The sequence below is a fragment of the Blautia sp. MSK17_66 genome, from assembly GCF_020538025.1.
Classification (GTDB): Bacteria; Bacillota; Clostridia; order Lachnospirales; family Lachnospiraceae; genus Blautia_A.
In genome coordinates this window covers 17,943-30,555 of the sequence record NZ_JAJBNQ010000003.1, presented here as the reverse complement: position 1 = coordinate 30,555, position 12,613 = coordinate 17,943, and the positions used below count along the sequence as shown (strand labels likewise).

The window sequence follows — 12,613 nt, the reverse complement described above, 5'->3', positions numbered from 1 at the left end:
CTGACCTTTCGTATTTATTCGTCTTTCACAAAAAACCAAATTTCTCAAACGGAGAGCAGGTGAACCACAGCTTTCCGACAATATAACGCTTATTTACATTTCCGATATCAGAATAACGGCTGTCTTCACTGTTGTTGCGATTATCGCCCAGAACAAAATACTGCCCCGATTCCAGTGTAACTGTAGTGGAAGCAAGTCCCGGATTCGTGATCTCCGGAAACTGTCCGGCCTCCTGATACTCTTTGCCGTCAATCAGGATCTTTCCGTCAGAAATCTGTACCGTCTCTCCCGGAAGTCCGATCACACGCCGGATATGAAGTGCCGCATCATCACTGGCATTTGTTCTGAAAACGATCAGATCTCCTCTTTCCGGTGATGAAAATTTATATACTGCTTTATTGATAAAGAAACGATCACCGACAGAAATTGTCGGTTCCATTGAATTTTCCTGCATGGTCACAGTCTGGAACAACATGAGTGCCACCACTGCTGCAAACACCAGTGTTACCACAATCTGAAAGATCCACTTCAGAATTCCGCGAATCTTTCTGTCTTCCAGTTTTGCCTTTAATTCAAGAACCTTTGAGTGTTCTTTCCAGTTCTGTATATTCATATCTGCTCTCTCCCATAATGGAAAAGAGGGACAATAGCTGTCGTTATTGTCCCTGCTTTTAAAACATTTGAAATTTTCAGATAAAACACATTATCTAACGCGTTCTTTAACCTTTGCAGCTTTACCTACGCGGTCTCTCAGGTAGTTCAGCTTAGCACGGCGAACTTTACCCTGACGGATAACTTCTACCTTAACAACGTGTGGGGAATGAAGCGGCCATGTCTTCTCAACACCAACACCGTTGGAGCTCTTTCTTACTGTGAAAGTTTCTCTTGTGCTTCCACCCTGTTTCTTAAGAACAGTTCCCTCGAAAACCTGAACTCGCTCACGGTTTCCCTCTTTGATCAGAGCGTGTACTCTTACTGTGTCACCAACGCGGAACTGCGGTACTTCTGCTTTTAACTGAGCAGACTCAATGTTTTTGATAATGTCGTTCATTTTATTCTCTCCTATTCTTATCTGGATGTTCTTAATACATGACTCTGTAACAGAGGACCATCTTTTTTACAACGAAAATAAGTATACTATAAAAATATTCCGATTGCAAGCAGTTTTTTATTTTATGTTTAATTACCGGATGCAGTATCGGAAGCAGTGGTCGCATCGGAACTGCTCAAAATCTGATTCAGCTCATCGATCATCTCTTCGTCCTTCAGACGGAACTTGATTTCAACACGTCTGGAAGCATCCTTATCTACATTTCCATCTGCATCCAGAACCGGATTTGCCATGGAATGTCCGTTTACCGTCAGATAATTCTGAAGATTTGCCGATTGGGTGGAATCCAGGAAGTTCCCCTGAATATCCAGAAGATACTGCGCCACAGCCAGGGATCTCTGCTGGGACAGCTGCAGGTTGTAGCTGTAGTCTCCGTCCGTATCGGTATAACCGTCAATGATGATCTCTGCAAGATACTTCATATAATCATCCTGCAAAAGCACCTTACAGTAGATCGGAAGGATCTGTTCCAGTGCCTGTTTACCGGCATCGGTCAGCTCCGCCTGATCATAATCAAACATAACGCTGGCCTCCAGTGTCAGTGCACCTGTCTGTGCATCAATATCCACACTGATATTGTTCCTGGAAAACTCATTCTTCAGAGCCTCTATAACATCTGCCTTGACACCAATGATCTGATCGATCTGTGCCTGCTGGTTCTTAAGCTGCTGAGTCTTGGTATCCAGTGCAGACTGCTGGCTTTTGAGTGTGGCTTCCTGTTCCTTAAGCTTGGCAGCCAGTGCGTTCAGCTGCTGTTCCTGTTCCTCAAGCTTCTCCTGCTGGGTCTTGAGCTGCTCGTCCTGATTCTGGATCGTTCCTTCCTTCTCATTCAGGGCATTCTGCTTGTCAAGAAGCTGCTGTGTGTATTCCTCCTGAAGTGCGATCTTGTCGTCTCTCTCCTTAATGCTCTCGTTGTAGCTTTTCTGAGCCTGAAAAAGAGTCACACACATCAGCAGTACAAAGAGAAGAAGAACTCCTGCCATCATATCAGAATAGGAACGCCAGACATTAAATCCGTTGTTTTCTGATTTTTTCTTTCTGCGCATTTGTCCTCCTATCTGAATATACCAAGCTTGCCTTTCTGTGTCCCTTTGGTCAGTTCACGTAAATTTCTGTTGAGTTCTTCAAGCAGTAACTGCTGCTGTTCTCCCTGCTGTTCCAGAAGTTCTTCCAGTTTATCGAAAGACTGTTTCTGTGTCAGCTGACCGGAAGAAAGGGTCACAGTCTTATCACTTCCTGCTGCCGAAATATCTGCAAGAAGACGGCGGACCTGATCCATCGTCTTGTAAGACAGCTTCTGATAATTCATAAACTCCTGAAGTCTTGCATCAAATTCCGCAACCACCTGACGGTTTGCCTGTGCAAGCTCTACATTACGCCTGCCCGCTGCGGAAATGCGATCCATTCCCTGTGCAGCAGCCTCGACATATTTCTGCATGGTCTGGTTGCACGCAACCCAGAATTTCGCAGAAGAAGCTTCCGCTTCCTTGAGATAATCTGCAAGATGCTGGTAATCTGCCTGCTGTTCCTTCTGGATCGTCTGATTATCCTTAAGAATGCGGTCTGCCCTGTCGAGATATTCCTTCTGTGCCATACTGGTGTCCTCCAGCATGGTACGCATGTTGCGCTCATGCTCCGTATATGCCTCACTGAGCTGTCTGCTCATAGACTGATAGAGATTTGTCGTGTAGTTGGCATTGTCTGTCTGAGCGTCTTTAAGCTGGGTAAGTGCCCTGCCAAAATCCTCAAACTGTGCTTTGAAAGAAAGATTCATTTCCTTCAGGAAAGTATCCAATATCTCCCTGATCGCATCCTCCTGGCATTTCGTCACAGAAGATACCAGCACATCCAGAGAATCGTTCATCTTCTGGAAGGTCGGCGTGATAACCTTTTCAAAGCTGCCCGCCATCTGTACAGAGAATTTCTCTGCCATCTGCTCCATGGCTGCGGTCTGATTCTTCTGGCTGGAAACCAGGATATTCATAGATTCACTCTCTGCTGTCGGCATGACATATGTATGGAATCGATCCAGGAATTTCTGAAGACTCGCTGTCATTGAAGAATACTCTGACTTCATGCCGCAGGTATAGACGATCGACATCGCAATACCATAAATAGAAGTCAGAAACGCTACCTTGATACCGTCTACCAGAGATGCAACCGATGTTGTCATTGCCTCATAGTTGGTAGGTTCAAAGTTCTTAAGTCCCCACACAAGTCCTACGAAGGTACCAAGGATACCGAGACTTGTAAAAATATCCGGAGCCATTTCCAGAAGACGCTTGTGGACATGTTCATCCATATCATCTCCATTCAGATACTCCTCGATATCACCGATTCCCTCATGACTCTGTGAGATCGCATCCGTAAAGGCCTGCATCTTCTCATCAAGATATCGCTGATGAAAGATACCATTCAGTGCAGAAACCTTATCTGCATCAACCTTTCCCGGAGACTGAAATACATTTCTGATCTCATCTGCCGCATCGCTCAGTGCCCTGGAAAGATCATTCATACGAAACATTCCGCCAAACATCCCGGCAATATAGGTAACTGCCATGATCCCCAGAAAGCAGAAGTTATAAATCAGTATACTGGCAGCTCCGCGGCCAACATAAAGGGTCATTCCGACAGCCGCTGCTACAACTGCCAGAAAAAGCATTACGTTTAACACCTTTTTTCTCATAAGCAACCTCCTTATTGTCTATTATCATATCATACCATTTTTTGACGAACAAGCTGTTTTCTCTACTTTACCAAAAGCCTCACAATTTGAACACATTTCAGGCAGCTCACAGACCGTACTCTGATCTGCAAAAAAGACAGCCCGGAAACCTTGTCATAAAAGATCTCCAGCCTGTCTTATCTGTTTTATTTACGCATATACTTTATCTTCTTCCAGAAGGACTGCCTGTCCGTCCTTAACCTCAACGACATTCACGCTGCAGTTCGGAGGCACGCATCCATGCCAGAAATTCTCAGGATCCTGATACACGTTCTGCAAAAGTGCTCTTACCGCACATCCGTGGGAGGCGATCAGAATTGTTTTGTCCAGGAGGGAAGGATCATGAATCTTTTCGTCCCAGAAGTCCTTCGTCCTTGCAAGAATATCTGCAATGTTTTCTCCGTGCTTTGGGCGTTTGAATCTCCATGGATCCGTAAAAAACTTCTCCATCTCCGGATTCAGATACTCATGTGCATCATTAAAGCAGATCACGCCCTCCAGTTCACCGAAATTGATTTCCTGGATCCTTTTGTCCTCAATAACGGGTACTTCTCCAGCCTGACTGTCAAGGATCAGTTCTGCCGTCTTTCTGGCTCTCGCAAGGGGACTGCTGAAGCAGAGATCAAACCGGACATCTTTCAATGCTTCTCCTGTTTTCTCTGCAAGCAGGATACCATTTGGAGCGAGCGGGATATCTGCCGCCCCCTGCACCTTGTGAAGCTTGTTCCACACAGTCTCCCCATGTCGTACCACATAAAGTTTCATCAGCTTCTCAACTCGATTCCAAGAGCAGTAAGACCATTCAGGATCTTCTTCATTGCTGCTGTGATCTCAGCCTCTTCCAGAGTTTTTTCGTGATCGCGGAATACAACAGAGTATGCCATGGATTTGTATCCTGCCTTGATCTGTGCTCCCTCGTAAATATCAAACAGCTGATAGGATTCGAGGATTTTTCCGCCCCTCTGCTCCAGAACGTCCTCGATCTGACCTGCGAGAACGTGCTTTGGAACAACCATACTTAAGTCACGGGTAACTGCCGGATATTTGGCGATTCCGGTAAATTTATGGTTAAATCCGCAGAATTCAAGGATATCCAGAATGTCGATCACCGCAACATAAGTTCTGTCCCCAATTCCATAATTATCAGCAACGAGCGGATGTACTTCTCCAAGATATCCGACCACCTTGCCTTCATAGCTGATGTTTGCCTGTCTGCCCGGATGCAGGTAGGTCTTGTTGCTGTCCGGTGTATAATGAACCTTTTTCTTCATTCCGGATTTCTCGAAGAATTCTTCGATCACACCCTTCATGTCAAAGAAATCTCCGGCTCCGTACATACCAAGAGTGAAGTGTACTCTTTCATCCGGAAGTTCTGTCAGTGGAAGTGCCTTTGGCAGATAAACCTTTCCGATCTCATAGAGACGGACAGCCTTGTTTCTTCTGTTATAGTTTGTCGCCAGGGAAGAAAGCATTCCATGCAGAGTTGTAGTACGCATGATACTGTAATCTTCTCCGAGCGGATTATTGATTGTGATCACTTTGCGAAGTTCACTGTCCTCCGGGATACGAAGCTTATCGAATACCTTCGGGCTTTCGAAAGAATAGGTCATTCCCTCTGAGAAGCCGCAATATTCTGCGATATCTCTTGCCACATTTTCAATGCGAAGTTTAAACGGAAGTTTTCCTGTTGTAGCTTCTCCGGTCGGAAGTGTTGTCGGGATTTTGTCATATCCGAAGAATCTTGCAACTTCCTCTGCAACATCTGCCATGCAGTGGATATCCTGGCGGAAGGTAGGTGCCACGATCTCGTTTGTCTGAGGATCCAGTGTCAGTTCCACCTTTGCAAGGTATGCAAGCATCTCCTCTTTTGTAAGGTCTGTTCCAAGAAGTGCATTGATTCTTTCCGGCTCAAACGGTACTCTGGAAGGCTCTCTGGTCTCATTGCATACATCTACACAGCCGCCAACAACCTCGCCGGCTCCCAGTTCTTCCATCAGCTGGCAGGCACGGTCGATCGCTGCTTTTGCATTGTTCGGATCAAGACCCTTTTCGAATTTACCGGAGGCATCGGTACGAAGACCGATTCTCTTGGAAGAAAGACGAATGTTTGTGCCGTTAAAGCAGGCAGCTTCAAACAGAACTGTGTGTACATCATCTGTGATCATGGAGTTCTCACCGCCCATGATTCCGGCGATACCGACTGCTTTCTTTCCATCACAGATCATAAGAACCTGATCGTCCATCTCTCGTTCCTGACCATCCAGAGTCACAAATTTTTCTCCTGCTTCTGCACGGCGGACCACGATCTCCTTACCTTCAATTCTGTCCAGATCATACGCATGCATCGGCTGTCCAAACTCTTCCATTACATAGTTTGTGATATCCACAAGGTTGTTGATCGGGCGGATTCCGTTGGAAGCCAGACATCTCTGCATCCATTTCGGAGACGGTCCGATCTTGATGTTTTTGACAACTCGTGCTGTATATCTCGGGCAAAGCTCCGGATCCTCTACCGTAACCTTAATATAATCAGATGCATTCTCATTGTTTCCGGTTTCTTTTACTGCCGGAGGGATGAATTTCTTATCAAAAGTAGCTGCTGCCTCTCTTGCAATTCCAAGTACTCCATAGCAGTCTACACGGTTGGATGTGATCTCATATTCAAATACAACATCATCAAGGCCAAGTGCTTTGATCGCACTTTCGCCGACAACTGCATCCTCCGGGAAGATATAGATGCCGTATTCCGGTGCTTCCGGATACATTTCTCTTGTGCTTCCCAGTTCTTCGATGGAGCACATCATTCCATAGGATTCGATTCCTCTGAGCTTTCCTTTTTTGATCTTAATCCCGCCAGGAGCTGCTTTGCCGTCATGGCCGCCTGCAACACGTCCGCCGTCTAAGACAACCGGTACCTTGTCTCCTTCTTTGACATTCGGAGCACCTGTTACGATCTGAATGGTTTCTGTTCCGACATTGACCTGACAGATGATAAGCTTATCTGCATCAGGGTGTTTTTCTATTTTTTCAATCTGTCCGATCACAATCTTTTCAAGGTCAGCATCCAGTTTCTCGAAGCCTTCTACCTTTGTTCCTGACAGTGTCATGGCATCTGTGTATTCCTGGGCTGTTACATCCAGATCCGGCACATACATTTTAATCCAGGACATTGATGTATTCATGTTTTATATCCACCTTTCGATTTTTTGTATAAAGGTAACTGTTCAGTACCCTCACAGTTACGAGTCAAAATGCATTCCAAATCACCTTCGGTGATGGCATTTTGCCTTGTATGTCTCGGGATTTTGGCAAAAGCATGCCAAAACGCCTCGCGGGATACTACCTTCTGAATAGTTACGTATAAAGTTCGTTTAGATTATTACTCATGTTTCCTTTCTGCTGTACAGATCAGAACTGTTTCAAGAATCTTACATCATTTTCGTAGAGAAGACGCATGTCGTCGATCTCATATTTAAGAAGCGCGATACGCTCAAGACCTACACCAAACGCAAATCCTGTATATTCATCCGGGTCGATTCCGCACATTCTCAATACGTTTGGATGAACGGTTCCACATCCGAGGATTTCAATCCATCCGGATCCCTTACAGAAACGGCATCCCTTGCCACCGCATTTAAAGCAGGAAACATCCACCTCTGCACTCGGCTCTGTAAACGGGAAATGATGCGGTCTGAATTTTGTTTTTGTCTCCGGTCCGAACAGTTCCTGCGCAAACTCCTGAAGAGTTCCCTTAAGATCTGCAAATGTGATGTTCTTATCAATAACCAGACCTTCAATCTGATGGAAGGACGGAGAATGTGTTGCATCTACTTCGTCAGAACGGAATACTCGTCCCGGTGCGATCATACGGATCGGCAGCTTGCCCTCCTCCATAGTACGTGCCTGTACCGGAGAGGTCTGAGAACGGAGAAGAATGGAATCATTGATAAAGAATGTATCCTGCTCATCTCTTGCCGGATGATCCTTTGGAATATTCAGTTTGGTAAAGTTGTAGTCTGCATATTCCACTTCCGGACCTTCTACTACCTCGTAGCCCATTCCGATAAAAATACGCTCTACTTCTTCCAGCGCGATGCTGTTCGGGTGGCGATGTCCGATCTTTGCTTTCTTTGCCGGCAGTGTGACATCGATCACTTCCGCTTTCATTTTTTCTTCGCGAAGTGCTTCCTCTAATTTCTTTCTGGTTGCCTCCAGATGCTCTTCGATCTTAGTTCTTGTCTCGTTTACCATCTGTCCGACTTTCGGACGGTCTTCCGGTGCAACATCCTTCATGCTCTTTAAAATTGCTGTCAGTTCACCTTTTTTGCCAAGGTAGGCAACTTTTACTTCATTCAGTTTCTCCGGACCATCTGATTCCTCGATCCGTTTTCTGGCTGCTTCTGCCAGTTCCTGAAGTTTTTCCTTCATATCCATGGTATTCGCTATCTCCTTTTTGTGTATTATTGATAACTGTTCAAATGGCAGTATCCCGCGAGGTATTTTGGCATATATTTTGACTCGTAAAAATCTTTTGTGTAACAGGAACATTACGGAGTAATTTCCTATAAAGTAAAAAAAGACCCCATCCCTGGAAAGGGACGGAGTCATAATCCGCGGTACCACCCTGTTTCCTGCATATGCAGGCACTTGAGTCATGCTTAACGCGCATCAACGTCATCTCCTACTGAAAAAAGTTCAGAGATGAAGCTCCGGCGGGAAAATGAGAAACTGTCTGAACTTAAGGGAGCTTACAGCCGCTGACTCCCTCTCTCTGAAAGAAAACAATTTCCTTGAAACGCCTTCAAAGCTTTTGGCTTATCTTTCCTTACTATGCCACATAGAAAAAAATCTGTCAAGATTTTTTTTGGTCAGCTGCCATACCGTAAGCTGTGCCTGGCGGAACTGATTCTCAAAATAGGCATTGATCTCCGCACCATAAAGCAAAAGATTCATGCAGCAGTACAGCCACAGCATGACCATGATAAGCGCCGACAGACTTCCGTACATATTGCTGAAGTTCGGGAAGAATGTAAAGTACAGAGAAAAAAAGTAGGAGAACAAAGACCACGCGACTGCTATGATAAACGCTCCCGGAACCTGACTCTTAAGAGAAGCCTTCCTGTTTGGCAGATACCGATACAATACCAGAAAAACAAGAAACAGTACTACAAACACCAGGAAGGTCTTGGCACTCAGAAACCGTCCCAGTATTCTAGCCAGAAATGGTGCATAGATCACAAGAGCTGAGTGTATACGGTTTCCCATGACCAGCAGCAAAAGACTTATGATGATCGCAATTACAAACAGAAACATATACAGCATGGAGTATAATCTGTTCGTCAGCCAGTTTCGGGTTTCCTTTACATGGTAAATAACATTCAGACCCGCGATCAGAGACTGCATACCCTTACCTGAGGACCACAGTGCAAAAATTGCTGAGATTGGTACGACCGCCGCACTCCTTGTGAATACCTCTGCGATGATGCTGAGGACAAAATCCTGAAGGTTTGTCGGAACAAACCCTATGACCGCCTGCCTGAGCATTCTGTAGGTCAGCGGGGTATATTGAACCAGTGCGGTGAGGACCAGCACAAAAGGGATAAACGACATGATCAGAAAGTATGCCGCCTGTGCAGCGTAGGCACCGATATGGTCGGTTTTGATTCTGTCCATGAATCCCAGGATCAGCTGCACCGTGCCTTGGACTTTCTTATTTTCCATTCTTTCTCTCCTAATCCACAAGTTTATCTTTTATTTTAACATAGTTTGTACAATGTGACAAGTTTTGGTTCGTTTTTCGTCATTATTTCCATCAACTTTATTACTTTCGTAACTGTTCACAGGTAATATCCCGCGAGGTGTTTTGCCATGGATATGGCAAAATCCCGAGACATACGGGGCAAAATGCCATCACCGAAGGTGATTTGAAATGCATTTTGACCAAGTTACTGTGAACGGAGTGAACAGCAACTTATTTCCACTCCGTTCACGGCATCTTACATCCCGCTCCTTTTGCAGGTATCAGAACATCTCCTCAAGTTCTATATCCCTGAAAAAATAATTCAGGATTTCCTCATAGGTATAGCCTTCTTTTGCCATCTCATTTGCGGCAGTCTGGCTCATTCCCACGCCATGACCGTAGCCTCCGCCCTTCAGCGTGACCCCTTCCTCATCCTGCTTCAGAATTTCAAAATAGGCACTGGGAAGCAGCTGGCCCCCGTCCACTGTACTGCCGTTTCTTTCTGTGATCCGGCATCCCCCGGGCGAAAGGAATTCTCTTATAGCGTATTCCCCATTCAGGTTCTGGCTTCCGCTCTCTGTCGCGACTGCAAGCTCTGTCACCGCACCGCTCTGGCTTTTTTTCTGGACAGAAACAGATTTCAGCCTTCCTGTCAATTTCAGAAGTGAGGCGGCTTTTTCTTCCAGATTTGACCAGGGGATTCTGACCTCCCATGCACTCCAGGGTTCCTTTTCGTCAAATTTACAGGGGACACTCTGCAGCCAGGACGCGGCTTTATGAGCTCCCCAGATTTCATCCGTACTGGTCACTCCGGCAGAGGTCGAAAAATAATATGCCTCCACCGGCTGTCCATCCTGGCAGATGATCTTCCCTTTTGTTTCTTCCACGGCTCTGGAAGAAGCCTCCTGCGGCGCTATGTTCTGATAAACCTGGCAGCTCACACTGTCATCAACATCCGCACCATACTCAGAAAACCTTCCCTCCTGCATCTGTTTCCATGCATAGGTCCTCGCACAGACCGCCTGTGCTTTGAGAGCTTCCATCTCATAGGCAGAAGGCATTTCGCTTGGAACAACAGCTTTGAGATATTCCTCCAGAGAAAGGATATTGATCAGCAAAAGTCCCTCTTCACACGGTCGGATCTCCATTCTCCCACTGTATACAGGCATACCGTACTGTCTGTTGATCGATGGAATGCCAATGCCGTTTTCCTGCTCCGGGATTGAAATAATTTCTCTTCTGCCATGCAGAATTTTTGCCTCATATACCGTCTCTTCTTCATCCAGGGAAATTGTCACTGAATCATGGTATACCGACTGAAAATCTGAATCCGTAAGTACTACCCTAATCTCAGGTTCTGACCTGTGTTCTTTCATCTCTCCAGCTGCTGTGCTGCCATACACACACATTTTATTCAACAGCACCACAAGTAAAATTACATTCACATAAAAAAATCTGGTTTTCCTCATAATCCATTATATGAAGAAAACCAGAAATCATAGCTGTTATTTATTTCAACTCACAGTCGGTAATTTCACAGAGTCTGACATATCAGCAACATGCTGACTGTGATTTGCCTCATGTCAGTGGGGGATACCGATTTCTCTCCGCCCGCCACTGCCGTTCATTTTCTTGTTTGCAATTCATCTCACCGCCTATAGAGGTGGGAGAATCCTTGTTATATCTTGTTAAATTATCTGTCAGCTGTGAACAATTATGATTATTTCCTTACAGAGAATCTGTAGACTGTTTCAGAATAATACCTCTCCCCTGCTTCCAGAATCGGAGAATGGAAGTTCTCTACATTGACAGCGTTCGGCTCAACCTGAGTCTCCAGGCAGAAGGCCTCGCGTTTATTGTAAACATGTCCGTTCTTACCATGTTCATCCTCCACAAAGTTTGCCGCATAGAACTGTACGCATGGACAATCTGAAAGGACATCCATCTGGATTCCAGATTCTTCTGACCATGCAGATGCGATTTCACGGATACTTGCCTTGTTATAGCCGTCTGTTACATAATTGTGGTCAAAACCACCGGTAAATCTAAGCTGTTCAAAGTCAGCCCCGATATCTCTGCCGATCTGCTTAGCGGTTCGGAAATCCATCGGAGTTCCCTCCACAGGCGCATTCTCGCCAACCGGGATTGAATCCTCGCGGACAGGGGTGTATTCCTGTGCATGGATGGTAAGATACTGATCCATCGCAGTTCCACTTCCCTCTCCACTTAAGTTGAAGTAGGAATGATTTGTCATATTGGCAACGGTCGCCTTATCACTTACGCCGAAATAAACAATTCGAACTGCGTTCTCCTCCGTCAGTTCATAGGTAACAGATACCTCAAATTCTCCCGGAAATCCATTCTCACCATCCGGACTGATTCTGGAAAGAGTAACGGCATTCTGCTTCTCCTCAACAGAGGCCTTCCACAATTTCTTCTCAAATCCATCCGGACCACTGTGAAGGTTATTCTTGCCTTCATTCGGTGTCAGTTTCACTTCCTGACCATCGATCATAAATCTGGAGTCTGCAATACGGTTTCCGCTTCTGCCGATGCACGCTCCAAAAAAGCAGCCGTTTACGAAATAACTCTCAAGATTATCATAACCAAGGACAACATCTGTTAGTCTGCCTTCCTTGTCCGGTACACAGATCTTCACCAGGATCGCACCATACTGTGAAACTTCTATGTAAGCCCCTGACTTGTTCTCAATGTGATAAAGATGTGCCTCCTCACCTGAAGGCAGATTTCCAAAAACTTTCTCTGTTACCATGTCGGTTTCCTCCCACGTCGTTCTTCAAAAAAAGAGCCATTATACATGGCTCATTCTTTCTAATATACCCCGGAATGCCGTTCCCTTCCATTTGACGCCTAGCTTTCGCCAGGTTGGGTGTCCTCAACTGATGATCTGCCTTCCACGACGAGAGGCCTGACATCACAGCAGCGATGTTGGATTCCCTATTAATAAATGTAGGTTCAAATAAAAAAAGGGGCATCGCACATTCCAGGAATTTCTTTTCTTGTTTTATTGTACTCT

10 protein-coding genes, 1 other RNA gene and 1 other annotated feature are annotated in these 12,613 nt (G+C 45.5%); all 11 genes read right to left on the bottom strand.

Features of this window, described 5'->3' with window-relative positions; all coding sequences use genetic code 11:
• Window positions 1-25 precede the first annotated feature (25 nt).
• The 11 genes from lepB to ssrS all read right to left on the bottom strand — a co-directional run bounded on the left by lepB (window position 26) and on the right by ssrS (window position 12,590).
• A complete protein-coding gene (gene lepB / locus LIR34_RS02310; RefSeq protein ID WP_173901996.1) occupies window positions 26-613 on the bottom strand; it encodes a signal peptidase I in 588 nt (195 codons plus the stop codon).
• A 90-nt stretch (window positions 614-703) separates the two neighbouring features.
• Window positions 704-1,051, bottom strand: a complete 348-nt coding sequence (gene rplS, locus LIR34_RS02305; RefSeq protein ID WP_161285935.1) for a 50S ribosomal protein L19 — start codon at window positions 1,049-1,051, stop codon at window positions 704-706.
• A 128-nt stretch (window positions 1,052-1,179) separates the two neighbouring features.
• On the bottom strand, window positions 1,180-2,157 hold the full coding sequence (locus tag LIR34_RS02300; RefSeq protein ID WP_173901997.1) for an OmpA family protein: 978 nt from the start codon (window positions 2,155-2,157) through the stop codon (window positions 1,180-1,182).
• Between the two features lie 8 nt (window positions 2,158-2,165).
• Window positions 2,166-3,797, bottom strand: a complete 1,632-nt coding sequence (locus LIR34_RS02295) for a MotA/TolQ/ExbB proton channel family protein (RefSeq protein ID WP_161285937.1) — start codon at window positions 3,795-3,797, stop codon at window positions 2,166-2,168.
• A gap of 189 nt (window positions 3,798-3,986) precedes the next feature.
• Complete coding sequence (locus LIR34_RS02290; protein WP_173901998.1) at window positions 3,987-4,601, bottom strand: histidine phosphatase family protein; 615 nt, start codon at window positions 4,599-4,601, stop codon at window positions 3,987-3,989.
• A complete protein-coding gene (gene pheT, locus LIR34_RS02285; protein WP_173901999.1) occupies window positions 4,601-7,018 on the bottom strand; it encodes a phenylalanine--tRNA ligase subunit beta in 2,418 nt (805 codons plus the stop codon). The genes LIR34_RS02290 and pheT overlap by 1 nt, the downstream gene beginning before the upstream one ends.
• Window positions 7,019-7,244: 226 nt before the next feature.
• Window positions 7,245-8,264: a phenylalanine--tRNA ligase subunit alpha gene (gene pheS, locus LIR34_RS02280; RefSeq protein WP_173902017.1), complete on the bottom strand. Its 1,020-nt coding sequence runs from the start codon at window positions 8,262-8,264 to the stop codon at window positions 7,245-7,247.
• A gap of 163 nt (window positions 8,265-8,427) precedes the next feature.
• Window positions 8,428-8,650: a binding site (T-box leader), on the bottom strand.
• A gap of 1 nt (window position 8,651) precedes the next feature.
• Window positions 8,652-9,557, bottom strand: a complete 906-nt coding sequence (locus tag LIR34_RS02275) for a YihY/virulence factor BrkB family protein (RefSeq protein ID WP_173902000.1) — start codon at window positions 9,555-9,557, stop codon at window positions 8,652-8,654.
• A 300-nt stretch (window positions 9,558-9,857) separates the two neighbouring features.
• Window positions 9,858-10,952, bottom strand: a complete 1,095-nt coding sequence (locus tag LIR34_RS02270; RefSeq protein ID WP_243149126.1) for a SpoIID/LytB domain-containing protein — start codon at window positions 10,950-10,952, stop codon at window positions 9,858-9,860.
• Window positions 10,953-11,296: 344 nt separating this feature from the next.
• Window positions 11,297-12,349, bottom strand: a complete 1,053-nt coding sequence (locus LIR34_RS02265; protein ID WP_173902001.1) for an aldose epimerase family protein — start codon at window positions 12,347-12,349, stop codon at window positions 11,297-11,299.
• Window positions 12,350-12,411: 62 nt separating this feature from the next.
• A non-coding RNA gene (gene ssrS / locus LIR34_RS02260) (6S RNA) lies at window positions 12,412-12,590 on the bottom strand.
• Between the last annotated feature and the right edge of the window lie 23 nt (window positions 12,591-12,613).

Coding starts and splice junctions, on each gene's coding strand:
- lepB (WP_173901996.1), bottom strand. CDS start 613: ATGAATATACAGAACTGGAAAGAACACTCAAAGGTTCTTGAATTAAAG.
- rplS (WP_161285935.1), bottom strand. CDS start 1,051: ATGAACGACATTATCAAAAACATTGAGTCTGCTCAGTTAAAAGCAGAA.
- LIR34_RS02300 (WP_173901997.1), bottom strand. CDS start 2,157: ATGCGCAGAAAGAAAAAATCAGAAAACAACGGATTTAATGTCTGGCGT.
- LIR34_RS02295 (WP_161285937.1), bottom strand. CDS start 3,797: ATGAGAAAAAAGGTGTTAAACGTAATGCTTTTTCTGGCAGTTGTAGCA.
- LIR34_RS02290 (WP_173901998.1), bottom strand. CDS start 4,601: ATGAAACTTTATGTGGTACGACATGGGGAGACTGTGTGGAACAAGCTT.
- pheT (WP_173901999.1), bottom strand. CDS start 7,018: ATGAATACATCAATGTCCTGGATTAAAATGTATGTGCCGGATCTGGAT.
- pheS (WP_173902017.1), bottom strand. CDS start 8,264: ATGAAGGAAAAACTTCAGGAACTGGCAGAAGCAGCCAGAAAACGGATC.
- LIR34_RS02275 (WP_173902000.1), bottom strand. CDS start 9,557: ATGGAAAATAAGAAAGTCCAAGGCACGGTGCAGCTGATCCTGGGATTC.
- LIR34_RS02270 (WP_243149126.1), bottom strand. CDS start 10,952: ATGAAAGAACACAGGTCAGAACCTGAGATTAGGGTAGTACTTACGGAT.
- LIR34_RS02265 (WP_173902001.1), bottom strand. CDS start 12,349: ATGGTAACAGAGAAAGTTTTTGGAAATCTGCCTTCAGGTGAGGAGGCA.